25 protein-coding genes and 1 pseudogene are annotated in these 25111 nt (G+C 72.7%); 15 read left to right on the forward strand and 11 right to left on the reverse strand.

The features are described from left to right. Positions 1 to 776: pseudogene (locus ACFW1I_RS01655) on the forward strand (molecular chaperone Hsp90); the annotation flags it as partial. Between the two features lie 19 nt (positions 777 to 795). Here the strand turns inward: ACFW1I_RS01655 and ACFW1I_RS01660 are convergent. The 3 genes from ACFW1I_RS01660 to ACFW1I_RS01670 form a co-directional block, all read right to left on the reverse strand. Then, complete coding sequence (locus tag ACFW1I_RS01660) at positions 796 to 1248, reverse strand: SRPBCC family protein (protein WP_384665060.1); 453 nt, start codon at positions 1246 to 1248, stop codon at positions 796 to 798. Positions 1249 to 1308: 60 nt separating this feature from the next. Beyond that, the gene (locus ACFW1I_RS01665) at positions 1309 to 3738 is read right to left on the reverse strand and encodes an HAD-IC family P-type ATPase (protein WP_384665062.1); all 2430 of its coding nucleotides are present in this window, start codon (positions 3736 to 3738) and stop codon (positions 1309 to 1311) included. An 88-nt stretch (positions 3739 to 3826) separates the two neighbouring features. After that, positions 3827 to 4099: a DUF2530 domain-containing protein gene (locus ACFW1I_RS01670; protein ID WP_384665064.1), complete on the reverse strand. Its 273-nt coding sequence runs from the start codon at positions 4097 to 4099 to the stop codon at positions 3827 to 3829. A 160-nt stretch (positions 4100 to 4259) separates the two neighbouring features. Here ACFW1I_RS01670 and ACFW1I_RS01675 point away from each other — a divergent pair, with 160 nt between their 5' ends. Next, complete coding sequence (locus tag ACFW1I_RS01675) at positions 4260 to 5711, forward strand: NCS2 family permease (protein WP_384665066.1); 1452 nt, start codon at positions 4260 to 4262, stop codon at positions 5709 to 5711. Here ACFW1I_RS01675 and ACFW1I_RS01680 read toward each other — a convergent pair. Further along, a complete protein-coding gene (locus ACFW1I_RS01680) occupies positions 5681 to 5926 on the reverse strand; it encodes a hypothetical protein (RefSeq protein ID WP_384665068.1) in 246 nt (81 codons plus the stop codon). The genes ACFW1I_RS01675 and ACFW1I_RS01680 overlap by 31 nt on opposite strands. A gap of 167 nt (positions 5927 to 6093) precedes the next feature. Between ACFW1I_RS01680 and ACFW1I_RS01685 the strand changes: the two genes are divergently transcribed. The 3 genes from ACFW1I_RS01685 to ACFW1I_RS01695 all read left to right on the forward strand — a co-directional run bounded on the left by ACFW1I_RS01685 (position 6094) and on the right by ACFW1I_RS01695 (position 8594). Further along, the gene (locus tag ACFW1I_RS01685; RefSeq protein ID WP_384665070.1) at positions 6094 to 6537 is read left to right on the forward strand and encodes a MarR family winged helix-turn-helix transcriptional regulator; all 444 of its coding nucleotides are present in this window, start codon (positions 6094 to 6096) and stop codon (positions 6535 to 6537) included. A 26-nt stretch (positions 6538 to 6563) separates the two neighbouring features. Then, on the forward strand, positions 6564 to 7922 hold the full coding sequence (locus ACFW1I_RS01690) for an MFS transporter (protein WP_384665072.1): 1359 nt from the start codon (positions 6564 to 6566) through the stop codon (positions 7920 to 7922). A gap of 165 nt (positions 7923 to 8087) precedes the next feature. Next, a complete protein-coding gene (locus ACFW1I_RS01695; RefSeq protein WP_384665074.1) occupies positions 8088 to 8594 on the forward strand; it encodes a lamin tail domain-containing protein in 507 nt (168 codons plus the stop codon). Positions 8595 to 8613: 19 nt separating this feature from the next. On the opposite strand, the gene ACFW1I_RS01700 is transcribed toward ACFW1I_RS01695, so the two are convergent. Beyond that, entirely contained in the window at positions 8614 to 9129 is a 516-nt protein-coding gene (locus tag ACFW1I_RS01700; RefSeq protein ID WP_384665077.1) for a GNAT family N-acetyltransferase, read from the reverse strand. Between the two features lie 43 nt (positions 9130 to 9172). On the opposite strand from ACFW1I_RS01700, the gene thpR reads away from it, so the two are divergent. Next, positions 9173 to 9787, forward strand: a complete 615-nt coding sequence (thpR, locus tag ACFW1I_RS01705) for an RNA 2',3'-cyclic phosphodiesterase (RefSeq protein WP_384665079.1) — start codon at positions 9173 to 9175, stop codon at positions 9785 to 9787. Between the two features lie 150 nt (positions 9788 to 9937). Next, positions 9938 to 10927, forward strand: coding sequence for an aldo/keto reductase (locus ACFW1I_RS01710; protein WP_384665081.1), 990 nt, complete (start codon positions 9938 to 9940; stop codon positions 10925 to 10927). 21 nt (positions 10928 to 10948) lie between these two features. On the opposite strand, the gene ACFW1I_RS01715 is transcribed toward ACFW1I_RS01710, so the two are convergent. After that, positions 10949 to 11548, reverse strand: a complete 600-nt coding sequence (locus ACFW1I_RS01715; protein ID WP_384665083.1) for a MarR family winged helix-turn-helix transcriptional regulator — start codon at positions 11546 to 11548, stop codon at positions 10949 to 10951. Positions 11549 to 11566: 18 nt separating this feature from the next. Between ACFW1I_RS01715 and ACFW1I_RS01720 the strand changes: the two genes are divergently transcribed. Continuing rightward, positions 11567 to 11995: a carboxymuconolactone decarboxylase family protein gene (locus tag ACFW1I_RS01720; RefSeq protein ID WP_384665085.1), complete on the forward strand. Its 429-nt coding sequence runs from the start codon at positions 11567 to 11569 to the stop codon at positions 11993 to 11995. Here the strand turns inward: ACFW1I_RS01720 and ACFW1I_RS01725 are convergent. Then, positions 11979 to 12668 carry a GDSL-type esterase/lipase family protein gene (locus ACFW1I_RS01725; protein WP_384665087.1) on the reverse strand — a complete coding sequence of 230 codons (690 nt, stop codon included), beginning with the start codon at positions 12666 to 12668 and terminating at the stop codon, positions 11979 to 11981. The two genes, ACFW1I_RS01720 and ACFW1I_RS01725, sit on opposite strands and share 17 nt — an antisense overlap. A 65-nt stretch (positions 12669 to 12733) precedes the next feature. Next, positions 12734 to 13579 carry an alpha/beta fold hydrolase gene (locus ACFW1I_RS01730; protein WP_384665088.1) on the reverse strand — a complete coding sequence of 282 codons (846 nt, stop codon included), beginning with the start codon at positions 13577 to 13579 and terminating at the stop codon, positions 12734 to 12736. Between the two features lie 71 nt (positions 13580 to 13650). Between ACFW1I_RS01730 and ACFW1I_RS01735 the strand changes: the two genes are divergently transcribed. Then, on the forward strand, positions 13651 to 14652 hold the full coding sequence (locus ACFW1I_RS01735; RefSeq protein ID WP_384665090.1) for a WD40 repeat domain-containing protein: 1002 nt from the start codon (positions 13651 to 13653) through the stop codon (positions 14650 to 14652). Positions 14653 to 14723: 71 nt separating this feature from the next. Further along, on the forward strand, positions 14724 to 15089 hold the full coding sequence (locus ACFW1I_RS01740) for a hypothetical protein (RefSeq protein ID WP_384665092.1): 366 nt from the start codon (positions 14724 to 14726) through the stop codon (positions 15087 to 15089). Between the two features lie 67 nt (positions 15090 to 15156). Here ACFW1I_RS01740 and serC read toward each other — a convergent pair whose 3' ends face one another. Continuing rightward, positions 15157 to 16275: a phosphoserine transaminase gene (serC, locus tag ACFW1I_RS01745; RefSeq protein ID WP_384665094.1), complete on the reverse strand. Its 1119-nt coding sequence runs from the start codon at positions 16273 to 16275 to the stop codon at positions 15157 to 15159. A 51-nt stretch (positions 16276 to 16326) separates the two neighbouring features. Between serC and ACFW1I_RS01750 the strand changes: the two genes are divergently transcribed. Then, positions 16327 to 19272, forward strand: coding sequence for an FAD-binding and (Fe-S)-binding domain-containing protein (locus tag ACFW1I_RS01750; RefSeq protein WP_384665096.1), 2946 nt, complete (start codon positions 16327 to 16329; stop codon positions 19270 to 19272). Between the two features lie 898 nt (positions 19273 to 20170). Here ACFW1I_RS01750 and ACFW1I_RS01755 read toward each other — a convergent pair. Both ACFW1I_RS01755 and ACFW1I_RS01760 read right to left on the reverse strand, forming a co-directional pair. Then, on the reverse strand, positions 20171 to 20824 hold the full coding sequence (locus tag ACFW1I_RS01755; protein ID WP_384665098.1) for an SCO4225 family membrane protein: 654 nt from the start codon (positions 20822 to 20824) through the stop codon (positions 20171 to 20173). A gap of 103 nt (positions 20825 to 20927) precedes the next feature. Continuing rightward, the gene (locus ACFW1I_RS01760) at positions 20928 to 21434 is read right to left on the reverse strand and encodes an SMI1/KNR4 family protein (RefSeq protein ID WP_384665100.1); all 507 of its coding nucleotides are present in this window, start codon (positions 21432 to 21434) and stop codon (positions 20928 to 20930) included. Between the two features lie 879 nt (positions 21435 to 22313). Between ACFW1I_RS01760 and ACFW1I_RS01765 the strand changes: the two genes are divergently transcribed. The 4 genes from ACFW1I_RS01765 to ACFW1I_RS01780 all read left to right on the forward strand — a co-directional run bounded on the left by ACFW1I_RS01765 (position 22314) and on the right by ACFW1I_RS01780 (position 25090). Further along, positions 22314 to 22991, forward strand: coding sequence for a hypothetical protein (locus ACFW1I_RS01765; RefSeq protein ID WP_384665102.1), 678 nt, complete (start codon positions 22314 to 22316; stop codon positions 22989 to 22991). An 88-nt stretch (positions 22992 to 23079) separates the two neighbouring features. Further along, positions 23080 to 23913, forward strand: a complete 834-nt coding sequence (locus ACFW1I_RS01770; protein WP_384665104.1) for a Scr1 family TA system antitoxin-like transcriptional regulator — start codon at positions 23080 to 23082, stop codon at positions 23911 to 23913. Further along, positions 23891 to 24148: a DUF397 domain-containing protein gene (locus ACFW1I_RS01775; protein ID WP_384665106.1), complete on the forward strand. Its 258-nt coding sequence runs from the start codon at positions 23891 to 23893 to the stop codon at positions 24146 to 24148. The genes ACFW1I_RS01770 and ACFW1I_RS01775 overlap by 23 nt, the downstream gene beginning before the upstream one ends. A 21-nt stretch (positions 24149 to 24169) precedes the next feature. Further along, the gene (locus tag ACFW1I_RS01780) at positions 24170 to 25090 is read left to right on the forward strand and encodes a DUF2199 domain-containing protein (RefSeq protein ID WP_384665108.1); all 921 of its coding nucleotides are present in this window, start codon (positions 24170 to 24172) and stop codon (positions 25088 to 25090) included. Positions 25091 to 25111 lie beyond the last annotated feature (21 nt).

A 25111-nucleotide genomic window follows, 5' to 3' on the forward strand; every position in this document is an offset into this window, starting at 1 on the left:
GGGGGGTGTGGGGGTGTGGGGGGGGCGGGGTGGGCTGGTCCGGGGGCGGGCCGCCCGCCGCCCCCCGCGACCCGCTCCTCGTCGGCCTGTACGACCCCGCCGACGCGACCGGCTTCGAGGACGAGCAGGTCCTGCGCGCCCTCGGCGTCCGCACCTCGGTGGCGGCCCTCCTCGACGAGCCCGGCGGCGCGGCGGAGCTGCTGACCCGGCTGGCCGACCCGGACCGGGAGGTCACCGGACCCCAGCTGCACGCCCTGTACACGGCGCTGGCCGACCTCGAACCCGACCAGGTCACCCTCCCGGACGAGCTGCGCGCGGTGGTCGACGGCGAGCTGGTGGTGGTCGACGCGGCGGACGCGCTGGTCGCGGACGCCCCCGACCTCCTGCCGCTCACCGCGGGCCTCCCCCTCCTGCCGGTCTCCCCGTCCCGGGCGGCCGACCTGGCGGAGCTCTTCCAGGTCCGCCGCCTCAGCGAGGCGATCGAGGCGGAGGTGACGACGGAGGGCGAGGAGCACGAGGTGCCGGCCTCGGTGCACGCCCTCCTGGGCCCGGCCACCCCCGCCACCTACCTCGAACACGAGGAGCTGCGCGCGGGCGGCGTCGAGCTCGACTGGCGCCGCACTCCGGACGGCACGCTGCACGCCGCGACCCTGGAGGGCGTGGCCGCCGCCCTGGCCTGGGCCACCCGCCAGTGGCCCCGCCGTTTCGAGGTGGCCGCCCTTCTGGAGGACCCGACCCGCACGGCGGAGCTGGCCCGCGACCGCTGGTTCGACTGACCCCCCCCGGGTCCGCCTGTCAGCGGGCGGACCCGGACTCCATCAGTTCCTTCAGGTGCGCCTCGTTCCGCGGCATCTCCTTGCGGACGCGCGGGCGCACGACGAGCGGCACGAGGGCCTTGCCGACCCCGTGGCCCTCGAAGTCGAGCGACAGCGTCAGACGGGACCGGCTGCCGTCGCCGAGCGGTTCGAGGGTGCCCTGGACGTCGCCGCGCACGGGCCCGTCGACGCCGTGGAAGTGCCAGCTGCGCGGCGGTGTGAGCTCCGTGACCTCCATGGTCATCGGCATCTCGCGCCGTCCGAACCGGCGCCGGACCCGGAACCGCGACCCGACCCGCAGGGCCCCCTCGTCGAGCCGCCGGGCGGCCACGGCGCTCTCCTGCCACTCGGGCATGTGCCCGGGATCCATGAGGTAGCGGAAGACGTCCTCGGGCGGGCGGGCTATGTCGATGGATTCTTCGATTCGAGACATGACGCCCCCTTGGCGAGTCCCTGTCCCTCCATCCTCCCGCTTCCCGCGCCGCCGGGCCCGTCAGGCGGGGAACCGGCGGTCCACCCACCGCCAGGCGACCTCCAGGACCGCCGCGCCGGCGGCGGCGACGGCGACGGCCGCCCACGGCATGGTCGTGCCGACGAGCTTGAGGGCGAAGAAGTCCTGGAGCCAGGGGACGACGAGGACCAGCAGGAAGGCGCCGCCCATCGCGGCGACGAGGGCGAGGCGCCACAGGGTGTAGGGGCGGGCGATGATCGCGAGGACCCACATGGAGACCAGGAAGAGGGTGAGGGTCGCGGCGCTGGTCTCGGCGCCGAGCGCGTCCGCGCCCGTGTAGTGGTGGCGGGCGAGGAGGTACGTGGTGAAGGTGGCGGCCGCCGCGACGACGCCGCCGGGGATCGCGTACCGCATGACCCGCCGGACGAAGTGCGGCTTGGCCCGTTCCTTGTTGGGCGCGAGGGCGAGGAAGAAGGCGGGGACGCCGATCGTCAGGGTGGAGAGCAGGGTGAGGTGCCTCGGCAGGAAGGGGTACTCGATCTGGCTGACGACGACGAGGATGGCGAGGAGGACCGAGTAGACCGTCTTGGTGAGGAAGAGGGTCGCGACCCGGGTGATGTTGCCGATGACCCGGCGGCCCTCGGCGACCACCGACGGGAGGGTGGCGAAGGAGTTGTTCAGGAGGACGATCTGGGCGACGGCCCGGGTCGCCTCGGAGCCGGAGCCCATGGAGACGCCGATGTCGGCGTCCTTGAGCGCGAGGACGTCGTTGACGCCGTCGCCGGTCATGGCGACCGTGTGCCCGTGGGACTGGAGCGCGGCGACCATGTCCCGCTTCTGCTGCGGGGTGACCCGGCCGAAGACCGCGTTCTCGTCGAGGACCTTCGCCATCTCCTCCCGGTCGGCGGGCAGGGTGCGGGCGTCGACGGTGTGGTCGGCGCCGGGCAGGCCGAGCTTGCCGGCGACGGCGCCGACGGAGACCGCGTTGTCGCCGGAGATGACCTTGGCGGCCACGTTCTGGTCGGCGAAGTAGGCGAGGGTGTCGCCGGCGTCGGGCCGCAGCCGCTGTTCGAGGACGACGAGGGCGGTGGCCCGGGCGTCCTTCGCGACGTCGGGGGAGTCGAGCTCGTGGACGGCTCGGGCGAGCAGCAGGACCCGCAGGCCCTGCTCGTTCAGCCGGTCGATGTCCGCGAGGGCCGGGTCGCCGGCCGGGAGGAGGACGTCGGGGGCGCCGAGCAGCCAGGTGGACTCCTCGCCGTCGCCTTCGCTGAAGGCGGCGCCGCTGTACTTGCGGGCGGAGGAGAAGGGCAGCGACTCGGTGCAGCGCCACTCCTCGGTCTCCGGGTAGGCGTCGATGATGGCCTGGAGGGAGGCGTTGGGGCGCGGGTCGGACTCGCCGAGGGCGCCGAGCACCTTGCGTACGTACCCCTCGTCGGAGCCGTTCAGGAGCCGGACCTCGGTGACGTCCATGCCGCCCTCGGTGAGGGTGCCGGTCTTGTCGAGGCAGACGACGTCGACCCGGGCGAGGCCCTCGATGGCCGGCAGCTCCTGCACCAGGCACTGCTTCCGGCCGAGCCGGATCACCCCGATCGCGAAGGCGACCGAGGTGAGCAGGACGAGCCCCTCGGGGATCATCGGGACGATGCCGCCGACGGTCCGGGCGATGGAGTTCTTGAGGTCGTCGCCCTTGACGACGAGCTGGCTGATGATCAGGCCGATCGCGGTCGGGACCATCATCCACGTCACGTACTTGAGGATCGTGGAGATGCCGGAGCGCAGCTCGGAGTGGACGAGGGTGAAGCGGGAGGCCTCCTCGGCGAGCTGTGCCGCGTACGCCTCGCGGCCGACCTTGGTGGCGGTGAAGGCGCCGCCGCCGGCGACGACGAAGGAGCCGGACATGACGGGGTCGCCGGGGCGTTTGACGACGGGGTCGGCCTCGCCGGTGAGGAGGGACTCGTCGATCTCCATGCTGTCGGCCTCGGCGACGACGCCGTCGACGACGACCTTGTCGCCGGGGCCGAGTTCGATGAGGTCGCCGAGGACGATCTCGGAGGTGGAGATCCCGGCGGCGCGGCCGTCGCGGCGGACGGTGGGTTTGGCCTCGCCGATGACGGCGAGTCCGTCGAGGGTCTTCTTGGCGCGGAGTTCCTGGATGATGCCGATGCCGGTGTTGGCGACGATCACGAAGCCGAAGAGGCTGTCCTGGATCGGGGCGACGATCAGCATGATCACCCAGAGGACGCCGATGATCGCGTTGAAGCGGGTGAAGACGTTGGCCCGGACGATGTCGGTGGTGGAGCGGGAGCTGCGGACGGGGACGTCGTTGACCTCGCCGCGGGCGACCCGTTCGGCGACCTCGGCGGCGGTGAGTCCGGCGGGGCGGTGGACGACGGGCGGTTCGGACTCCGCCAGGGTGCCCGGGGTGTCCCGGGTTCCGCCGCCGCCCGTGTCGATCTTCGCCCGCTGAGTCATGGTTTCGACGGTACGACCGGAATCGACCGTTCACCTGCTGGGAAGTGGCAGGATCCGACCGTGGGAGGAGCGGAATCGTCCCCTGGTGCTACGCGTCGGTCGCCTGCGCCGCCCGGTGCCGCTTGATCGCCGCGTCGCGCTTGCGCACGTACCAGATGCCGATCAGGCCGAGGCCGCCGCCGGCGAGGCAGGTCCACACCCACCAGGTGAGGTCTCGGTCGGCGAACCAGCCGTAGAAGGGGACCTGGACCAGGAAGAGGACGAACCAGAGGATCGTGCCGCCGGTGATCGTTCCGACGACCGGCCCCTCCAGGGGCTCGGGTGCCTCGTGCTTCGGTGATCCCGATGGAAGACCAGTCATGTGGCTCAGTCTAGGCGGGCCGTTTCCGGGTCTACGCGCGGAGATGGACTCCCGCTCGTTCATGTGTTCATACTGAAACGGTTTGCCTATGGCGGGTTTCCCTCGTATGAACCGCCAAAAAAGGACTTCTGGACTCCTTCCCGAAGAGGAACCCCACCCCATGAGCACCACGGCCGCCGCCAAGGCCACCGCCCCCGAGCCGCAGACCCCGCAGGAACCCGTCTCGGCCGTCGACCGCTTCTTCCGGATCTCCGAGCGCGGCTCCACGGTCGCCCGCGAGGTCCGCGGCGGTTTCGCCACCTTCTTCGCGATGGCCTACATCATCGTGCTGAACCCGATCATCCTCGGCAGCGCCAAGGACATGTACGGGCACCAGCTCGACGGCGGCCAGCTCGTCACCGCCACCGTCCTGACGGCGGCCTTCTCGACGCTCCTCATGGGCGTCATCGGCAACGTGCCGATCGCGCTCGCCGCCGGCCTCGGCGTGAACACGGTCGTCGCCCTCCAGCTCGCGCCCCGGATGTCCTGGCCGGACGCCATGGGCATGGTCGTCCTCGCCGGCATCGTCGTGATGCTGCTCGTCGCGACCGGTCTGCGCGAGCGCGTCATGAACGCCGTCCCGGTCGGCCTGCGCAAGGGCATCGCGATCGGCATCGGCCTCTTCATCATGCTGATCGGCCTCGTCGACTCGGGCTTCGTCTCCCGCATCCCCGACGCCGCGCACACCACCGTCCCGCTCCAGCTCGGCTCCGACGGGCACCTCAACGGCTGGCCGGTCCTCGTCTTCATCCTGGGCACCCTGCTCACCCTCGCCCTGATCATCCGCAAGGTGCCGGGCGCGATCCTCATCTCGATCGTCGTCATGACGATCGTCGCGATGGTGATCAACGCGGTCGCGACCGTCCCGTCCTGGGGCCTGACCACCCCGGAGTGGCCCGGCAACCCGGTCGCCACCCCGGACTTCGGCCTGGTCGGCGAGGTCAGCCTGTTCGGCGGCTTCGACAAGGTCGGCCTGCTGACCGGCGTCCTCTTCGTCTTCACCGTCCTGCTGTCCTGCTTCTTCGACGCCATGGGCACGATCCTCGGCGTCGGCGACGAGGCCAAGCTGATCGACAAGGACGGCAACTTCCCGGGCATCAACAAGGTCCTGCTCGTCGACGGCCTCGCGGTCGCCTCCGGCGGCGCGACCTCCTCCTCGGCCACCACCTGCTTCGTGGAGTCCACGGCGGGCGTCGGCGAGGGCGCCCGCACGGGTCTCGCCTCGGTCGTCACGGGCGGTCTGTTCTCGGTGGCGCTGTTCCTCACGCCGCTCGCGACCATGGTGCCGTCGCAGGCGGCGACCCCCGCGCTGCTCGCGGTGGGCTTCCTGATCCTGGCCGGGTCGATCAAGGACATCGACTGGAGCGACTACACCATCGCGGTGCCGGCGTTCCTGGCCATGGTGATGATGCCGTTCACGTACTCGATCACGAACGGCATCGGCATCGGCTTCATCAGCTTCAGCGTGCTGCGCCTCGCGGCCGGCCGGGGCCGCGAGGTCCCGGTGGCGATGTACGTCGTGTCGGCGATCTTCGTCTTCTACTACGCGATGCCGGCGCTGGGCCTGACCTGATCGCGCGGGGCGGCGCCGGCGCCGGGAGGCTCCGGCTCCGCCCCGTAGAACTTCTCCGTCTCCTCGACGGCGGTCTTGAACCGCTCGTCGAAGTCCTCCCGAATGAGCGTCCGGACGACATAGTCCTGGACGCTCATTCCTCTTCTGGCGGCGTGACCCTTGAGCCGGTCGAGCAGCTCACTGTCGATGCGCAGGCTGAGCACTGTCGATCCCATGTCGTTCAGGGTCGGGGCTGCCGGGGCCCCTTTGCGTCACTTTCCGGATCCGGCTCACTCATTTGGGTGATGCATGGATATCGACCCGTGACCTGGACCGACGTGATCCGTGCGACATGAGCTCATTCAAGTGGTACTTAGGCAGAGTAATGAGTTAGCCTAACTACATGCCTGACCTGTCCCACGGCACCGCCGACGACGCCGCGGCCGTGAACGCGCTCCGCTCGTCCGTGATGCGGCTGAGCCGGCGCCTCAAGCGCCAGCGCGTCGACGAGTCGCTGAGCCCCACCGAGATGTCGGTGCTCGGCACCCTGGCCCTCTGCGGCTCCGCCACCCCCGGTGAGCTGGCCCGCAAGGAGCACGTCCAGCCGCCGTCGATGACCCGCATCGTCGCCCTGCTCGAAGCCAAGGGACTGGTCCGGCTGGAGCCGCATCCCGACGACCGCCGGCAGAAGGTGGTCAGCCAGACCGAGATGGCCGAAGCCATGCTCGAGGACGCCCGCCGCAAGCGGAACGCCTGGCTGGCCTCCCTCGCCGAGGGTCTGGACGAGGACGAGTGGGCCGTACTGCGCGCGGCCGCTCCCGTCCTGGAGAAGCTCGCCCATCTCTGAACCGAGCGCCAAGGAGGCGACGCACTTTGAGCACGGGACCCGGAGCAGACTCCGCACCCGTCCATCAACCCACCCTCGACACCCGCGGGCGCGAGAGGTCCCCCCGGGGAACCTTCTCCTCGCTCTCGATCCGGAACTACCGGCTGTTCTTCACCGGAGCGATCGTCTCCAACACCGGTACGTGGATGGCCCGGATCACCCAGGACTGGCTGGTCCTGAGCCTCACCGGCTCGGCCGCCGCCGTCGGCATCACCACGGCCCTGCAGTTCCTGCCGATGCTTCTCTTCGGCCTCTACGGCGGAGTCGTCGCCGACCGCTACCCGAAGCGGCGCCTGCTGCTGATCAGCCAGGCCGCCCTCGGCCTGTGCGGTCTCGTGCTCGCCGCGCTCACCCTCTCCGGACAGGTGCAGGTCTGGCACGTCTACCTGATCGCCTTCCTCCTCGGCATGGTGACGGTCGTCGACAACCCGGCCCGGCAGTCCTTCGTCTCCGAGATGGTCGGCCCCGACCGGCTCCGCAACGCCGTCTCGCTGAATTCGGCCAACTTCCAGTCCGCCCGGCTCGTCGGTCCCGCCGTCGCCGGCGTCCTGATCGCCGGGGTCGGCAGCGGCTGGGCCTTCCTCATCAACGGCCTCTCCTTCCTCGCGCCGCTGACCGCCCTCTGGCTGATGCGCCCGAGCGAGCTCCACAAGGTGGAGCGCGCCCCGCGCGGCAAGGGCCAGCTCCGGGAGGGGCTGCGGTACGTCGCCGGGCGCCCCGACCTGATCTGGCCGATCGTGCTCGTCGGCTTCGTCGGCACCTTCGGGTTCAACTTCCCGATCTGGCTGACCGCCTTCTCCGGGGAGGTCTTCCACGTCGGCGCCGGCAGCTACGGCCTGCTCAACACGCTGATGGCGGCCGGCTCCCTCGCGGGCGCCCTGCTCGCGGCCCGCCGCGGCTCGACCCGGCTGCGGATGCTGGTGATCGCCGCGGGCGTCTTCGGCGCCCTGGAGATCGCGGCGGCGTTCTCGCCGTCGTTCTGGCTCTTCGCGCTGCTGCTCGTGCCCATCGGCATGATCGGCCTCACCGTGAACATCACCGCCAACTCGGCCGTCCAGATGGCGACCGACCCGGTCATGCGCGGCCGGGTGATGAGCCTCTACATGATGGTCTTCGCGGGCGGCACGCCGATCGGCGCGCCGCTGCTCGGCTGGGTCACCGACACGTACGGCGCCCGCGTCGGCTTCGCGACGGGCGGCCTGGTCTCGCTCGCCGCGGCGGCCGTCATCGGCCTGGTCCTGGCCCGGATCGGCAACCTGAGGGTCGCGATGGGCTGGCGGCACGGCCACCCGAGCCTCCGCTTCGTCCCGCGCGTCGCGCCGGAGCGGCTGGCCGCGGCGGCCTGACCGGCACCGTCCACCAGCGTGTCCGCCGGAGGGGCGGGCAGGAGCCGGTCGGCTCCCGCCCGCCCCTCCGGCGCGTTCCGTCTCGATATGAACGGTCCGCCACCCGCATGTGGAGATCCTGTGTATGTTGAGCCGTCAATCACAGGCACCACAAGGGGGGTTCCCTTGCGCATCCGCTCCATCCGCCCCGTCATAGCCGCGGCCCTCGCCGCCGGCGCGGTGACCGGCGCCCTCGTCGCCACCCCGGCCCACGCCACCGAGTACTCCTCGGCCCTGAAGATCGCCGGCGTCCAGTACGACGCCCCGGGCAGCGACAACAACAGCTGCACGACCGGCAACACCAAGGCCGAGTACGTGACGATCAAGAACTTCTCCCGGACGACGCGGGTCAACCTCAAGGGGTACGTCGTCAAGGACGCGGTCGGCAACAGCTACACCTTCCGCATCGACCACTACCTGGAACCCGGCGACTACGTGAAGCTGCGCGGCGGCAAGGGCACCGAGTCCGACTCCGGCAACGTCGCCTACCGCCAGAACTGCAACTTCATCTGGAACAACGACCGGGACACGATCAAGCTGATCAAGCCGGGCGGCGCGTACGCCGACACGCACTCCTACACCAAGAGCGTGAACGACCGCGACGGCAACGGCTACATCACCTTCCACAGCTGAGCCGTCGGACCGGCCGTGCTCACACCCGCATCTCCAGGACCTGTCCCGGCCACGCGTCGACCGTGAACGGATCGGTGCGGGTGAAGCCCTGCCGCTCGTAGTACGCCACGAGCCGCCCCCCGCTGCCCGCGAAGCAGTCCACGCGGAGCAGCGGGACGCCCGCGCGGCGGGTCTCCTCCGCCGCGTGGGCGAGCAGCGCCGCGCCCACCCCGAGGCCGTGGAACCGCCCGTCGGTGGCGAGGTAGCGCACGTACCGCTCCGGCTCGCCGGCCGGCGGCACGTACGCCCCGGGGTGCGGGGTCAGCGTCAGCGTCCCGGCCGGGACGCCGTCCACCTCCGCGATCCACGGCTCGCCCTCGCCCATCACCCGCCCGACGTGCTCCACCGTCTTCGGGCGGGAGGTGAAGGGCTCGGTGCCCCACTGGGCGGTGATCCCCCTGGAGTTGAGCCAGACGACGGCGCTGTCGAGTATCGCGAGGACGGCCGGCAGGTCCGCCGGGCCTCCGCGCCTGATCCTGATCGCGTGGGTCTCCATCCGGCGAGGCTAGCCGAGCCCCGGAGCTGCCAGACTGGCGCCCATGAGGCTCTTCGCCGCCGTCCTGCCGCCCGCCGCCCAGCTCGCCGAACTGGGCGCCGTCGCCGACGGGCTCCACACCCTGCCCGGGGCGGACGCCCTGCGCTGGACCTCCCGCCCGGGCTGGCACTTCACCCTCGCCTTCATGGGCGAGGTCGACGACGCCCTGCTGCCGGAGCTGCACGCCCGGCTGGCCCGGGCCGCCCACCGCACCCCGCCGTTCGGACTCCGGCTGCACGGCGGCGGCCACTTCGGGCGGCGCGCCCTGTGGACCGGCGCCGCCGGGGACCTGGACGGGATGCGGCTGCTCGCCGAGCGCGCCGACGCGGCCGCCCGCAGGGCCGGGATCCCGATGGAGGAGCACCGCCGCTACCAGGCCCATCTGACCCTCGCCCGCGCCCGCGGCGAGGGCGTCCCGCTGACCCCCTTCCTCGAAGCCCTCCACGACTTCGAGGGCACCCGCTGGGAGGTCGGCGAGCTGGCCCTGGTCCGCTCGAACCTGCCGGTGAGCGGGGTGCCGGGGGAGCAGCCCCGGTACGAGACGGTGGCCGCCTGGCCGCTGGAGGGCGGGGCGGGGGCGGCGGAGGGCGGGGCCGGGGCGGGGGAGGGCTCGGGTTAACCTCGTGGGGTGGACCCGAAGACTCGTAACCGGATCATGGCCGGTGTGCTCGTACTGATGTTCGCGGTGATCGCGCTGACCTCCGTGGTCGGTCAGTAACGGCGGTAATCCCTTGCTTCGAGCGCGCTCGAAGCAGTTGGCTGGTGGCTCATGGAGTACACGCAGCTCGGACGCACCGGACTCAAGGTCAGCCGCCTCGTCCTCGGCACGATGAACTTCGGCCCGCAGACCGACGAGGCCACCAGTCACGCGATCATGGACGCGGCGCTCGACGCCGGCCTGAACTTCTTCGACACGGCCAACGTCTACGGCTGGGGCGTGGAGAAGGGCCGCACCGAGGAGATCATCGGCTCCTGGTTCGCCCAGGGCGACGGCCGCCGCGACCGTACCGTCCTCGCCACCAAGGTGTACGGGAACATGGGCCCCGACGGCGAGGCGTGGCCGAACCACGACAAGATCTCCGCCCTCAACATCCGTCGCGCGGTGGACGCCAGCCTCAAGCGGCTCGGCACCGACTACATCGACGTCTACCAGTTCCACCACGTCGACCGCGCCACCCCCTTCGACGAGGTCTGGCAGGCGATCGACGTCCTGATCACGCAGGGCAAGATCCTCTACGCCGGCTCGTCCAACTTCCCCGGCTACAAGATCGCCCAGGCGAACGAGGCCGCCGCCCGCCGGGGCATGGTCGGCCTGGTCAGCGAGCAGTGCCTCTACAACCTCTACGAGCGCCGTGCCGAGATGGAGGTCATCCCGGCCGCGCAGGAGTACGGCCTCGGGGTCATCCCCTGGTCGCCGCTGCACGGCGGTCTGCTCGGCGGCGTCCTGAAGAAGGAGACCGAGGGCAAGCGGCGCACCGAGGGCCGCGCGGCGGAGACGCTCGCGGACCCGGCGAAGCGGGCGCAGTTCCAGGCGTACGAGGACCTGCTCGACAAGCACGGTCTGGCCCCCGGCGAGGTCGGCCTGGCCTGGCTGCTCACCCGTCCCGGCGTGACCGGCCCGATCGTCGGCCCGCGCACCCCGGAGCAGCTGGCGGGCGCCCTGCGCGCCCTCGAGCTGGAGCTGTCGGACGAGCTGCTGGCGGAGCTGGACGCGATCTTCCCGGGTCCGGGCCCCTCTCCGGAGGCGTTCGCCTGGTAGGTCCGGTGCCCCGGGCGGGGCTCAGACGCCGCCGAGCCAGCTGGTGGCGTCGAGGCGGAACGTGGTCTCCGCGGGGACGACGTTCCGCAGGTCCGCCTCCAGGGCGTGGACCCGGTCCGCGCCGAGGACGGCGCTCCACTCGGCCCGCAGCTCGTCGAAGACGGCGGCGGAGCGGGCCAGGGCGTCGAGGCCTCGCGGGGTGAGGTGGACGAGTTTGCGGCGCGCGTCGGCGGGATCGTCGGCGCGTTCCGCGTATCCGAGGGCGAGGAGCCGGTCGACGGTCTTGCCGGCCGCCTGCTTGGAGACGCCGAGCCGGCGGCCGATCTCGCTGGCGGTGGCGCCCCGGCCGCCGATGGCCTGCATGGCGAAGCCGTGGGCGGGCCGCATGTCGGGGTGGCCCTCGTCGGCGAGCCGGGCGTGCAGCCGGTCGATGAGGGTGCGGAAGCCGCCGAAGAGCAGCAGGGGCAGCAGGAAGCCGGGGGAGTCGGGGGCGCCGGGGAGGCCGGGCGCGCCGGGGGAGTCGGGGGAGTCCGGGAGGCCGGGGTCCGGGGGAATCCCCTTGCCCGAATCGACAACCTGGTTTACGTTTTCCCTCGCGACATGGTCAACCATGTTGTCCATTCTAGAAGGGGGACCACCTTGCCGCACACCGCACCCGCCACCCTCCCCGCCCGCACCGCCGACGCCGTCGCGCTCCTCAAGGCCCAGGCCCCGCACGTCCTCGACGCCTTCCTCGCGCTCTCCGCCGCGTTCGAGGCCACCAGCCTCGACCCGCACTCCCGCGAGACCGTCATCCTCACCGTCGCCCGCCGCAGCCAGTGCCACCTCTGCATCGACATGCACGAGGCGAAGCTCGCCGCCCTCGGCCCCGCCCCCGCCCCCGAACGCCTCGACGCCGTCCGGACGTTCACCCTCCAGGTGCTCGCCTCCTCGGGTGCGGTGTCGGACGCCGAACTGAACGCCTTCGAGGCCGCCGGCTACACCCGGCGGAACGCCCTGGAGGTCGTCCTCGGGATCGGCGCGTACACCCTCTCCACCTTCGCGAACCGCCTCACCCGCGCGGCGTGACGTACGGCCCGCCCAGCCCCCACGCCTGGTGCATCGCCCCGGCGAAGGCGGCGGCCAGCTTGTGCTCGCCGCTCGGACCCGGGTGCGTCCCGTCGTACGTGTCCTCCTGGAGGTCGTACGACTCCGGGACCGTCGCCAGCAGCAGCGGCGAGGCCGCCGAGTCGAGGTCCGCGACCGCCTTCGCGAGCAGCTCGTTGAAGCGGGCGCACTCGGCGGCGAAGGGGGCGTCGTAGGTGGCGCGGACGTTGGGGATCACGGGCAGCAGCACCGCCCGGACCCGCGGATTCGCGGCCCGCGCGGCGGCCAGGAAGGCCCGCACGTTCTCCTCGGTCTGGTCGCTGTTCGTGTAGAAGCCCAGGTCGATCAGGCCCAGCGAGACCAGCAGCACATCGGCCCCGGTGGCGGCCACGGTCTCCCCGATCACCGGAGCCATGTGCAGCCACCCCTCGCCCCACCCGGCCAGGTGCCGGCGGGCCGGGCCGGGGAAGCCCGGATCGGCGTAGACGTCCGAGGACGGCGCGTCGGCACCCGGGTCGTACACACCGGTGCGGGGCCCGACGATCTCGTACGAGCCCGGCACGGTGGCCTCCAGGTGCCGCCACATGCGGTAGCGCCAGGTCCAGTCGCCGGCGCGTCCGATGGTCATGCTGTCGCCGACGAACAGAAAACGCATGGTCACATCATCCCGGACCGCCGCGTCGCGCTGATACGTGATCCGGGACACGGGCCGCCCGCCCCTCAGCCCAGGAACGCGGCGACCTTCTCCCTGAACCACTCCGCGTCGTCGTGCCACGGGAAGTGCCCGCCGCCCGCCAGGACCCACAGCCGCGACTCCGGGAACAGATCCGCGTACGCGGCCACCGTCTCCACGGGCGAGTTCACGTCCCCCTCACCGGCGACGGCGAGCACCGGACGCCCGAATCCCCTCAACGCCGCCCGCGTCACGGCCGGCTCGTACGCCCCCTCGCTCCCGTACACCCCGGCCGCCTCCCCGTTCCGCTCCCGGTGCGAGGCCGCGTGCCGCTCCCGCGCCGCCTCGTCCCAGGTGCCGTGGAAGAAGGGGGCGACCTTCCCGAACGTCTCCGCCGAACCCCGCCCCGCCGCCAGCTCCTCCAGCGCCGCGTACGCCTCCGCGAACCACGGCTCGCCCGCGCGCCACTCCTGCCGCGCCGCCGCCAGCCGCTCCTCCCCGGTCGGGTCGAGCCCCACCGCCGCCGTCCCCGGGGCCACCAGCACGAGCCGGGCCACCCGCTCCGGGTACCGGGCCGTGTACAGCGCCGCCAGGTTCGCGCCCGCCGAGTGCCCCAGGACGTCGACCGCGTCCAGCCCGAGCCGGACCCGCAGCGCCTCCACGTCCTCCACCAGCCGGTCGCAGCGGTACGACGCCGGGTCCTCCGGCACCGCCGACCCGCCCGTGCCCCGCAGGTCCAGCCGGACCAGCGTCCGGTGGGCGTCCAGCCCGCCCAGACCGCCCAGATAGGCGGAGTCCTGCATCGGGCCGCCGGGCAGACAGAGCAGCGGGGCGCCGGAACCGGACACGTGAAAGGCGAGTTCCGTGCCGTCCGGCGCGGTGAAGGTAGGCATGATCGCGACCATGACAGCGGCCTCCGAGCAGGTCAAGCCCGTTCCCACCCGGCCATGGCACGCTTGATCCCATGCGATCTGCTCTGCGCGCCCTCGGCGCGGCCGCCGCCCTGGCGCTGCTCCCGGCCGGCCCTGCCCACGCCGAAGGGCAGGAACCCGACCGGGACTTCACGATCGAGGACTCCCGCATCACCGAGTCCAGCGGCCTCGCCGCCAGCCGCGCCCACCCCGGCGTCTACTGGACGCACAACGACCAGGACGAGCCCCGGATCTTCGCCGTCGACTCCCGCACCGGCAGGACGGTCGCGACCGTCACCCTGGCCGGCGTCGGCACCCCCCGCGACATGGAGGCCGTCTCCGTCGGCCCGGACGGCGCCGTCTACGTCGGCGACATCGGCGACAACCTCGACGGCTCCTGGGACCACGTCTGGATCTACCGCTTCCCCGAGCCGAAGACCCTGAAGGACCAGACCGTCCAGGCACAGCAGTACGTCGTGAAGTACGCCGACGGCCCCCGCAACGCCGAGGCGCTGATGGTCCACCCGAGGACCGGCCGCGTCTACATCGCCAGCAAGAACGAGGACGGCGGCGGCCTGTACGCGGGCCCCGAGCGCCTCTCCACCTCCGGCACCAACACCTTCCGCCGCATCGGCGAGGTCCCCTGGGTCACCGACGGCGCCTTCTCGCCCGACGGCGAACGCCTGCTCCTGCGCGGCTACTTCAGCGCCCGCGAGTACACCTGGAAGGACGGCCGCATCGACGGCGACGGCACCTCCCCCGGCGCCCCCTTCCAGGGCCAGGCCGAATCGGTCACGTACACCCCCGACGGCACGGGCATGCTGTTCGGCTCCGAGGGCGCCCAGAGCCGCGTCGTCCGCGTCGACCGCCCGGACGCGCCCCCGACGGCGGACCCGGACACGGACCCGGGGCAGGGGACCCCCGCCCCCGGTGCGACCACGGGGCCCGGGCCCGCCGCCACCGACTCCCAGGGCAGCGCCACCAAGGGCTTCCTCGTCCTCGCCGGCGCCACCGTCCTCGTCCTCGGCGTGAAACGGCTCCTCCGCCGCGACTGAAACCCCGGTCCCGCGTCGACCCCGGGCCGCCCCGGGGGGAGACTGGAAGGAGACCGAAGAGGTGAGGCGTCATGACGGCATTCACGCGTGAGGGCACCCCGGTCGCCATGGAGGGCGATGGCCTGGACTTCCGGATGAGGGAGGCCGGAGGCGGCATGACCGTCGCCTTCCTCCACCTCCCCAAGGGCACCGACATGGCCCCCGCCCTCAAGGGCCTGGAAGGCGACCTGTGCCCCTGCCCGCACTGGGGATACCTGCTCAAGGGCCGCCTCAGGATGCGGACCGCCGACGGCGACGAGACCTACGAGGCCGGGCAGGCGTACTACTGGGGCCCCGGCCACGCACCCGAGGCGCTGGAGGACGTCGACATCGTCGAGTTCTCCCCGACGGAGGAGTTCACCGCCGTCATCGACCACGTGAAGGCACAGGCGGGCTGAACCGGCACGCCGAAGGGCCCGGCGTCGATCCTGTCCGACACCGGGCCCCTCGTACGGTGGGGAAGTGCTACAGCTTCTCGATCACGTAGTCGATGCAGGCCGTCAGCGCCCGCACGTCCGCCGGGTCGACCGCCGGGAACATCGCGATCCGCAGCTGGTTGCGGCCCAGCTTCCGGTACGGCTCCGTGTCCACGATCCCGTTGGCGCGCAGCACCTTCGCGACCGCCGCCGCGTCGATCTCGTCCGCGAAGTCGATCGTGCCGATGACCTGCGAGCGCTTCGCCGCGTCGGTGACGAACGGCGTCGCGTACTTCGACTCCTCGGCCCACGTGTACAGGGCGTCCGAGGACTCCTTCGTACGGGACACCGCCCAGTCCAGACCACCCTGGCCGTTGATCCACTTCAGCTGCTCGTTCAGCAGGAAGAGCGTCGACAGCGCCGGGGTGTTGTACGTCTGGTTCTTCAGCGAGTTGTCGATCGCCGTCGGCAGCGAGAAGAACTCCGGGATGTGCCGGCCCGACGCGTGGATCCGCTGCGCCCGCTCCAGCGCGGCCGGCGAGAACACCGCCAGCCACAGGCCGCCCTCGGCGGCGAAGGACTTCTGCGGGGCGAAGTAGTAGACGTCCGTCTCGGTGATGTCCACGGGCAGACCGCCCGCGCCCGAGGTCGCGTCCACGAGGACCAGCGCACCCTCGTCCGCGCCCGCGACCCGCTTCAGCGGGGCCGCGACACCGGTCGAGGTCTCGTTGTGGGTGTAGGCGTAGACGTCGACGCCCGCCTCGGCCACCGGCTCCGGGTGCGTGCCCGGGTCGGAGGAGATCACGGTCGGCTCGGCCAGCCACGGGGCCAGCTTCGCGGCCTTCGCGAACTTCGAGGAGAACTCGCCGAAGGTGAGGTGCTGCGACTTGTTCTCGATCAGACCGTGGGTCGCGACGTCCCAGAAGGCGGTCGAGCCGCCGTTGCCCAGGACCACCTCGTAGCCCTCGGGCAGCGAGAAGAGTTCGGAGACGCCGGTACGGACCTCGCCGACCAGGTTCTTGACCGGAGCCTGGCGGTGGGAGGTGCCCAGGAGAGAGGTGCCGGTGGCGGCCAGGGCGTCCAGCGCCTCCGTCCGCACCTTGGAGGGGCCCGCGCCGAAACGGCCGTCTGCGGGCTTGATGTCAGCGGGAATCTGGATATCGGCCACGAGCCGGAGAGTATCGGGTCGGCAAGCCCGCGAGCGCCCGATGTCCGCCGGATGAGACGAAGGACGAGACATCCTTGCCTCGTGGGAACACACGAGGGCACACACGCAGGACTGGCCGCCGACCTCAGGTCCGCGCTCGCCGGGGACGTCGACTTCACCCCCACCGCACGGGCGCTCACCACCATGGACGCCTCCAACTACCGCCGCGTGCCCGCCGGTACGGTCGCACCGCGCGACGCCGACGACGTCGCCGCCGCCCTGGAGGTGTGCCGCAGCCACGGCGTCCCCGTCGTCCCGCGCGGCGCCGGCACCTCCATCGGAGGCCAGGCCACCGGCACCGGCGTCGTGCTCGACCTCACACGCCACCTCGACGGGATCGTCTCCGTCGACCCCGGGACCCGCACCGCCGTCGTCCGCCCCGGACTCGTCCTCGGCCGGCTGCGGGAGGCCGTCCGCCCGTACGGCCTCACCTTCGGCCCCGACCCGTCCACCCACAGCCGCTGCACCCTCGGCGGCATGATCGGCAACAACGCCTGCGGGGCGCACTCCGTCGCGTGGGGCACGACCGCCGACAACGTGCGCTCCCTCGAAGTGGTGACGTACCGGGGTGAACGGTTGACGCTGGGGAAGGAGGGCCAGGGCGCGCCCCCCGGCCTCCTCGACCTCGTGGCCCGGCGGCGGGCCCTGCTGCGCACCGGCTACCCGGCCGGCCTGCCCCGCCGGATCTCCGGCTACGCGCTGGACGCGCTGCTCCCCGAGCGGGGCGTGGACGTCGTCCGCTCCTTCGTCGGGAGCGAGGGGACGCTCGGGGTGGTCACGGAGGCGACCGTCCGCCTCGTCCCGCTGCCCACCGAGCCGGTCCTCGTCGTCCTCGGATACCCGGACGAGACGGCGGCGGCGGACGCGGCGGCCGGACTGCTGGTGTATCGGCCGCTGACGGTGGAGGGCATGGCCGCCGACCTCGTCGGGGCGGCGCCGGGACTGCCGAGGGGCGGGGCCTGGCTGTTCTGCGAGGTGGACGGGGCCGGTGCGGCGGAGGACCTGGTCCGGGCCGCGGACGCCCTCGACGCGGCGGTCGTACGGGACCCGGCCGGGCAGCGGGCGCTGTGGCGGATCCGGGAGGACGCGGCCGGGACGGCCACCCGGATGCCGGGCGGCGGGGACGCCTGGCCCGGCTGGGAGGACTGCGCGGTGCCGCCGGCCCGGCTGGGCGCGTATCTGCGGGACTTCCGCGCGCTGCTGGCCGACTTCGGCCTCCGGGGGGTCCCGTACGGGCACTTCGGCGACGGCTGCGTCCACGTACGGATCGACTTCGACCTGTGGACCGGGAAGGGCGTACGCGACTTCCGCCGCTTCTCCGAGGCCGCGGCCGGTCTCGTGGTCGCCCACGGCGGCTCCCTCTCCGGCGAACACGGCGACGGGAAGGCACGGGCCGAGCTGCTGCCCCGGATGTACGGGGAGGAGCTGGTCGCCCTGTTCGGCGAGGTGAAGGACCTGTGGGACCCGGACGGCGGCCTCAACCCCGGGATGCTGGTCCGGCCGGAACCACTCGACTCGGGACTGCGGTTCGAGGGGCTGCCGGTGGTGGGGAGCGTGGCGGGGCGGGGGCCGGGGACGGGGACGGAGACGGAGGCGGGGCCGGGGAGCGCGGCGGGGCTGGGAAGCGTGGCGGGGCGGGGGAGCGTGGCGGAACTGGGGAGGGAGGCCGCGCGGTGCGTCGGCGTCGCGAAGTGCCGGGTCGCCGGGCCGAGTCAGGGGGACGGGGTGATGTGCCCGTCCTTCCGTGCGACGGGCGAGGAGAAGCACTCGACGCGGGGGCGTGCCCGGCTGCTCCACGAGATGGCGCTCGGCGAGGTCATCACCGACGGCTGGCGCTCGCAGGAGGTGCGCGAGGCACTGGACCTGTGCCTGTCCTGCAAGGGCTGCCGCAGCGACTGCCCGGTGGGCGTCGACATGGCCGCGTACAAGGCGGAGTTCCTGGACCGCCACTACGCGGGGGCGACCGGCTGGTGGCGCAGGCCGCGCGCGCACTGGACGATGGGCGGACTGCCGCGCTGGCTGGACCTGTTCGGGCGCGGCCTGAACACCCTGACCCGGCTCCCGTACGCGGCCGGGCTGGCGGGCGTGACGCCGCAACGGCCCCTCCCGAAGGTCGCGGACCGCACCTTCACCACCTGGTTCGCCGACCGCGCCTCGTCCCGCCCGCCGGCCCTCGTCCTGTGGCCCGACACCTTCACGGACCACCTGGCCCCGCAGGTGGGCCGCGCGGCGGTACGGGTCCTGGAGGCGGCGGGGCTGGGCGTGGCGCTGCCGGAGGGGCGGGTGTGCTGCGGTCTGACGTACGTGTCGACGGGGAGGCTGGGGGCGGCGCGACGGGTGATGCGGCGGACGCTCGACGTGATGGAGGGGGAGATGGGGATGGGGAGGGGGATGGGGAGGGGGAGGGGGAGGGACGGGGTGGGTGAGGGCGGGGGTGAGCTCGGGAGTGAGGGGGCCGACCGTCCGGTGGTCGTCCTGGAGCCCTCCTGCGCGGCGACCCTCCGCACGGACCTTCCGGAACTCCTCCCGGACGACCCGAGGGCGGCCCGACTGGCGGCGCGGATCCGTACCTTCGCGGAGGCCCTGGAGACCTTGGCCCCGGAGTGGACGCCGCCCCGTGTCGACCGTCAGGTCACGGGCCAGACCCACTGCCACCAGCACGCCGTCCTGGGCGACACCCCGGACCGGCGCCTGAGGGAACGGGCGGGGCTGGTCGGCGAGTTGGCGGGCGGCTGCTGCGGCCTGGCGGGCAACTTCGGCTTCGAGCCGGGCCACGAGGAGGTCTCGCGCGCCTGCGCCGAGGACCAGCTCCTCCCGGCCCTGCGGCGTTCCGGGGCAGGGGCGGAGGTCCTGGCCGACGGCTTCTCCTGCCGCACCCAGATCACCCACCTGACGGACCGGAGCCCCCGACACCTGGCGGAGGTGCTGGCGGAGGGGCTGGAGGGGGAGGGACGGTAGGCGCTGCGGGCTCGGCGGTGGGGTTCCTTGGGGTGGGCCGGGTGTGTGGGTGCGGGTGCGGCCGCCCTCTTTCCGAGAGTGGCGTCCTCCGGTGCCGCGTCAAGGGCGCCTTCGGCGTCGCTGCGCGATGGCCTGCGGCCCCCCTTGACCCGGCACCTCCAGACGCCCGAACACTCTCGGAGGGCGGCCGGGGGCGGGGCCGCCGGAAGGGCCCGGGGCGTGGCCGGGGTGGGTGTGCGGGGTGCGGGTGAGGGGGTGGGGGGTCCGGGTATCGCTCCTGTTGTGGGGTGCGGCGGAGGCGGGTGGGTGGGGGCTTCGGGTATCGCTCCGGAGGGAGTGTCGGCCTGCGGTGGGTGGGTGGGGGGTTGGTTTGTGGCGTGCGCCGGGAGGGGGCTGCGGGCCAGGGGGGTGGGAGAGGCAGGCCGGGTATCGCTCCCGTGGTGTGGTGCGGTGAAGGCCGGTGGGTGGGGGGTTGGTTAGTGGCGAGGGAGAAGGGGCGGCTTCCCGTGCTGCGAGTACGGCGACCGCCCACCAGCCGGCAGCCCTCGGCCGCCCCCGGCGGGCTGACGTGACGCCAACCTGCACTCAGATGAGCCACGGAGCGCAGCGAGGGAGAAATGGCCCGATTCGGGAGCGGGGGTCGCCACTTCGAGCACGTTCCGCTCGATGAGGGCTCGGGTTGCGGACCGGGCCGGGGGCGTATGGCGGAGGCATTGGGGCGGCTTCCTGTGCCGCGCGCACGCGACCGCCCGCCGGCCGGCCGTCGGCCCGCCCCGGCCGGCTGATGCGACGCCAACGTGCACTCAGATGAGCTGCGGAGCACAGCTGGGGGGAAGTGCCCCGATATGGGGGCGTGGACGGGGGTTCCGTGCACGGAGGGGGCGGGCGGGCCGGGGGGTCAGGCGGCGGGGTGCGGGGTTCGCGTCTGCAGCTTGTGTGCGAGGCGGCCGAGCAGTACGGCGTTGGCCAGGCCGGACAGTGCCACCCCGACGGAGAAGACCAGCGGGCTCAACCAGGCGATCGACGAGTACTCGAAGGGCGCCGACACCGCCGCCGCGAGGAGGCCGAACGGCGCCGTGGCCATGAGCGGCCACATCCCCGCGAGGCCGGGGTCCGGCAGCACGAACGCGGCGACCACGAAGAATCCCAGCGCCACCGCGACCACCGCGAGGTATCCCCGCGCGAGCCAGTTGTCCACCGCGGGCGCCAGCAGGGCCCGAAGCCTCTGCGGGCGGTGCGGGGCGGAGGCCGCGGCTCTCGTGCCGATGGTGCCGAGCACGGCCGCGTTCGCCAGGGCGCACAGCGGGAGCCAGACGGCCAGGGCCGCGACCGCCGCCACCCCGGCGACCTCGCCGCCCCCGAGGTCGAGGGGGAGGAACACGTACAGGATGGAGAGCGGCGCCGTCAGCAGCAGAGGGGCCGTGGCGAGGACGCTGTCCGGCAAGAGGAACATGGCCGCGTAGGAGACGGCGAACAGCGCCAGATAGCCCCGGGCGAGCCAGTTGCCCGAAACGAGCGCAAGGAGTCGGCGGGGGCGGGAGGCAGTCGGCATCGGTTGTTCCTCTGGTCGGTCCGTTGGTGATCTCCACGGTGGACCACGGGGCGCGCCCGGAGATGAGTACGGGTACTCACCGGGAGGGTCGCGGAATCCTCATCTACGGGGCCGTCAGCCAGTCCGTGTACCAGGTGCGGAAGTCGGGGGCCATCGGGACGAACCCGCCCCAGTCCGGGTCGAGGTGCCAGATCTGGCCGGCGTGGGGGCCGTTCAGGACGAGGCGGACGAACATGGCGCAGCCTTCTTCGGCCAGCATGAGCGTGCCCGGTGTCAGGCCCTCGGTCGGCGCGCCGATCGCCCCGGGCCGGGGCTCGGCGAGCGGGAAGGGTTCGGCGAGTCGGCCGGGACGGCGGTCGTCGCGCCACTCGCCGTCCACGGCCCAGTCGTCGTCGACGTCCGTACGGGGGGCGGTCAGGGGCATCAGCCCGTGGGCGGGCCCGGCAGGGCCGTCGCCGACCTCGGCGACGAAGGATCGGTAGTCCGCGGGCAGGCGGATGCCGTGACGCTCCTCGAAGGCCCGGATCTCGGCCTCCGGCAGCGGAGGCGCCAGCACGTACCGGTGCGTACCCGCCCCGAAACGCGTCAGCTCGGGGTCGGAGCCGGCCATCCCCCGAACCCGCGCACGAACCCACCCCGCATCCCAGCCCTTCACCCCCCGAAGGTACCCCCAAGACCGGACAGAGCCGCGCCAGGTAGCCAAGCTGCGCTCCGAGGAACCCCCGCACCCCCAGGGGTGCCCCCCATCGAGCGGAACGTGCGCGAAGTGGCGCCCCCCGCTCCCATGTCGGGGCGTTCCCCCTCACTGCGCTCCGTGGCTCATCTGAGTGCACGTTGATGTCACATCAGCCTGCCGGGGAGGGCTGGTGGCCGGCTGGTGGGCGGTCGCCGTACTCGCAGCATGGGAAGCCGCCCCCTCTCCCCCGCCACTAACCGACCCCCCACCCACCGGCCTCCGCCGCACCACACCACGGGAGCGATACCCGGCCTGCCTCTCCCGCCCACGGCCCGCAGGCCGACACCCGACCGAAGCGATACCCGAAGCCCCCACCCACCCGCCTCCGCCGCACCACACAACAGGAGCGATACCCGGACCCTCCACCCCCTCACCCGCACCCCTCACACCCACCCCGGCCACGTCCCGGGCCCTTCCGGTGGCCCGGCCGCACCCGCACCCACACACCCGGCCCACCCCATGAACCCCCCGCCGGACCTCCAAACCGGAGATCCCGCAGGTGACGGACCTCGGGCGGCGCTCGGGCTGGTGCGGCGACGACCTCACGGCCGCGCGGACCTGCTGGCCCGCGACAAGGCCGGCGCCTGTGGCGCTACAAGGGCAACGGCGGCGCGACTGGGATACGTACAACCGCCTCTTCTGACGGGCCCTCAGGTACTTGGTCGCGCCAAGTGCCTCTCCTTTCATGTTCGTTGGCCGGGCGTCGCGGATCAAGACTGCAATTTTTGCTGCCGTAACGGGACAATCTCCGGCATGACGCTTCCCTCTCGTCTCGCGCACGTGCGGTGGCTCGCCGGGGGTACCGGCACCGGCAAGTCGACCGTGGCCCGGCTCCTCGCCCAGCGGTACGGCGTCGCCGTGTACGACGGCGACCGGGCCGAGCACGACTGGCTCCGGCGCTGCGACCCCGGCCGGCATCCTCGTCTCGCCGCCCTCGGGCGGCCCGGGGCCGGCGGGGGTTCGCGGGGGCGCACCGCCGAGCAGGTGTTCCGGTCCATGCCGGGGCTGTACGGCGAGACCGTCGGCCTGCTCGTCGAGGACCTGCTGGACCTGCCCGACGACCGGATCGTCGTCGTCGACTACTTCGGCCTCCTCCCCGACCACCTCGCGCCCCTCCTCCCCACCCCCGACCACGCCGCCTTCCTCCTGCCCGAGCCCCCCTTCCGCCGCTCCGTCCTTACCGCCCGCTACGCGGACCCGGCCCGCGCCCGCGCCAACTGGGGCGACGCCGACCCCGCCGCCGCGCTCGCCCTCCGCCTGGACCGCGACGCCCTCTGGGACGCGGAAGTGCGCGCCGGCGCGGAGCGGCAGGGCCTTCCCGTGCTCCCGGTCGACGGGACCGTCCCTCCCGACGTGCTGGCCGCGCGGGTGGCCCGCGCCTTCGGCCTCGCGCCCCGCGCCCATGCGCCCGCGGGCCCAACTTCCCCCTAACGAGCGTCGGTTATCCGATTCCGGGCATACGGAGGCGGCATCCCGGTTACTCTCGGCGACGAGCCGACGACAGTGGAGGTGCCTCCTCGTGGTCAACATCCGCAGCCTTGATCCGTCCGCCTCGCCGCTGGACTACTACGGATCCGAACTCCGCCGCCTCCGCGAGGACGCCGGACTCAGCCAGAGCGACCTCGGCGGCGCCGTCTTCTGCACCGGTTCGCTGATCGGCCAGATCGAGACGGCGAAGAAGGTCCCGACCCGCGAGTTCTCCGAGCGCATCGACGCGGCGCTGATGACGGGCGGGTTCTTCACGCGCCTGGTGGGCCTGGTGCTGCGGAGCCAGCTGCCGAGCTGGTTCCAGGAGTACGCGGAGATGGAGGCGAAGGCGGCGTACATCTCGACGTACCAGTGCCAGCTCGTCTACGGCCTGCTCCAGACGCCCGCGTACGCCCGCGCTGTGCTGAGCGTCGAGTACACGGGCCGGCTTGAAGAGATGGTCGCGGCCCGGGTGGAGCGGCAGCGGATCCTGGAGCGCGAGAAGCCGCCCGTGCTGTGGGTGGTGCTGGACGAGGCTGTGCTCTTCCGCGAGATCGGCGGACGGGAGGTCATGCGGGCTCAGTTGGAGCACCTGCTCACGTTCACCCGTGAGCAGTGGGTGCAGGTCCAGGTGCTGCCGTTCGCAGCGGGGGAGCACGCGGCGGTGATGGGGTCGTTCAATGTCCTTCGGTTCGACAGCAGCAACCCTGATCTCTTCTACTCCGAGAGCTACGACGCCGGTCACATGACCGCCAATCCGCAAGTGATCAGGGAACGTTCCGTCGGTTACTCTCGCCTCCAGGCCACGGCCCTCTCCGTGGAGGAGTCGGCCGAGCTGATCGCTCGCGTCATGGAGGAACGGTATGGGCACGGTGGAGTGGCGTAAGTCGTCGTACAGCGGTTCCAGCGGCGGCGACTGCATCGAGTGCGCCCCCCTCGGCTCTGCCGCCTGGCGCAAGTCCTCGTACAGCGGCCCGAACGGCGGCGAGTGCGTCGAGGTCGCCGACCTCGCCCGCCACATCGCCGTCCGTGACTCCAAGGACCCCTCCCGCCCCCACCTCCTCGCCACCGCCGCCGCCTTCGCCGTCTTCGTCGAGGCGGCCGCGCAGGGGCGTGTCTGAGGCAGGCCCTAGGGTGCGGGGATGAGCACCAACCCCACACCCACACCCCCCTCCACCTGTTCCTGCTGCGGTGACGTCCTCGCCGACGAGCGGCGGATCGACGTCCGGTTCGGGCTGCCGGACGTCGCCTTCGAGCTGCCCGAGGAGGCCCTGCGGTCGCCGGGGCCGTCCGCGTTGCTGGCGCTCGACGGGGGCGGGTTCTTCGTGCGGTGTCTGCTGCCGGTGCGGTTGACGGGGGAGACCGAGCTGGTGATCGGGACCTGGGTGGAGGTCGACGAGACGACCTTCCTGCGGGCCGCCGAGGTGTGGGACGACGAGGCCGGCTATCCGGAGCTCGTGGTGCGCGGGCGGCTCGCGAACGCGATCCGGCCGTGGGACGAGGAGGTGCTCGGGGCGGAGTTCACCGGGCGGATCCGGGACGTCGAGGAGTTGCCGTACCTCGTGGAGGGGCACGGGCCGGAGGCGGTCCGGCTGATCGGGGACGTGTGGGACCGGGACCACGTCCTCGCCCGCTTCCCGCACCCGCTGCCGGTCGCCGTGCGGACCGATCTGGACGACGGGTGGTCGGTGGAGCGTACGGCGGGGTTCTCGGCGCGGTTCGAGAACGGCGCGGACCAGTTCGGGGCGCGGGACCGCAGCGTCGCCGTGGGGCTCTTCCAGGACACCGAGCCGGGGCGGAGCGCCGAGGGCTTCCTCGCCGCGCTCCTCCGGGGCGCCCCCGACGTGCCGGAGGGGCAGGACCACATCGAGCGGCTGCCGGGCGGCGGTGTGCGGTACGCCTTCTGGTGCACGCCGGAGGACACCGGGCGCTCGCGTCACGAGCTGACCGCCTACGTGGTGGAGCCGGACGGTTCGGCGGCCGGGCTGTTCTGCTCGTACGAGGAGCCGGAGCAGCACGCGTGGGCGCGGCACGTTTGGCGCTCGCTGCGGAGGGATGCCTGAGTTACGGGTAGCGCGTAGGGG

Origin of the sequence: Streptomyces sp. NPDC058955 (assembly GCF_042741435.1) — a bacterium.
Lineage (GTDB): Bacteria > Actinomycetota > Actinomycetes > Streptomycetales > Streptomycetaceae > Streptomyces.

Bases quoted from the DNA above. Each gene is read 5' to 3' on its own strand.
- ACFW1I_RS01660 (WP_384665060.1), bottom strand. From the start codon at position 1,248: ATGTCTCGAATCGAAGAATCCATCGACATAGCCCGCCCGCCCGAGGAC.
- ACFW1I_RS01665 (WP_384665062.1), bottom strand. From the start codon at position 3,738: ATGACTCAGCGGGCGAAGATCGACACGGGCGGCGGCGGAACCCGGGAC.
- ACFW1I_RS01670 (WP_384665064.1), bottom strand. From the start codon at position 4,099: ATGACTGGTCTTCCATCGGGATCACCGAAGCACGAGGCACCCGAGCCC.
- ACFW1I_RS01675 (WP_384665066.1), top strand. From the start codon at position 4,260: ATGAGCACCACGGCCGCCGCCAAGGCCACCGCCCCCGAGCCGCAGACC.
- ACFW1I_RS01680 (WP_384665068.1), bottom strand. From the start codon at position 5,926: ATGGGATCGACAGTGCTCAGCCTGCGCATCGACAGTGAGCTGCTCGAC.
- ACFW1I_RS01685 (WP_384665070.1), top strand. From the start codon at position 6,094: ATGCCTGACCTGTCCCACGGCACCGCCGACGACGCCGCGGCCGTGAAC.
- ACFW1I_RS01700 (WP_384665077.1), bottom strand. From the start codon at position 9,129: ATGGAGACCCACGCGATCAGGATCAGGCGCGGAGGCCCGGCGGACCTG.
- thpR (WP_384665079.1), top strand. From the start codon at position 9,173: ATGAGGCTCTTCGCCGCCGTCCTGCCGCCCGCCGCCCAGCTCGCCGAA.
- ACFW1I_RS01710 (WP_384665081.1), top strand. From the start codon at position 9,938: ATGGAGTACACGCAGCTCGGACGCACCGGACTCAAGGTCAGCCGCCTC.
- ACFW1I_RS01715 (WP_384665083.1), bottom strand. From the start codon at position 11,548: ATGGACAACATGGTTGACCATGTCGCGAGGGAAAACGTAAACCAGGTT.
- ACFW1I_RS01725 (WP_384665087.1), bottom strand. From the start codon at position 12,668: ATGCGTTTTCTGTTCGTCGGCGACAGCATGACCATCGGACGCGCCGGC.
- ACFW1I_RS01730 (WP_384665088.1), bottom strand. From the start codon at position 13,579: ATGCCTACCTTCACCGCGCCGGACGGCACGGAACTCGCCTTTCACGTG.
- ACFW1I_RS01735 (WP_384665090.1), top strand. From the start codon at position 13,651: ATGCGATCTGCTCTGCGCGCCCTCGGCGCGGCCGCCGCCCTGGCGCTG.
- ACFW1I_RS01740 (WP_384665092.1), top strand. From the start codon at position 14,724: ATGACGGCATTCACGCGTGAGGGCACCCCGGTCGCCATGGAGGGCGAT.
- ACFW1I_RS01750 (WP_384665096.1), top strand. From the start codon at position 16,327: ATGAGACGAAGGACGAGACATCCTTGCCTCGTGGGAACACACGAGGGC.
- ACFW1I_RS01755 (WP_384665098.1), bottom strand. From the start codon at position 20,824: ATGCCGACTGCCTCCCGCCCCCGCCGACTCCTTGCGCTCGTTTCGGGC.
- ACFW1I_RS01760 (WP_384665100.1), bottom strand. From the start codon at position 21,434: ATGGCCGGCTCCGACCCCGAGCTGACGCGTTTCGGGGCGGGTACGCAC.
- ACFW1I_RS01765 (WP_384665102.1), top strand. From the start codon at position 22,314: ATGACGCTTCCCTCTCGTCTCGCGCACGTGCGGTGGCTCGCCGGGGGT.
- ACFW1I_RS01775 (WP_384665106.1), top strand. From the start codon at position 23,891: ATGGGCACGGTGGAGTGGCGTAAGTCGTCGTACAGCGGTTCCAGCGGC.
- ACFW1I_RS01780 (WP_384665108.1), top strand. From the start codon at position 24,170: ATGAGCACCAACCCCACACCCACACCCCCCTCCACCTGTTCCTGCTGC.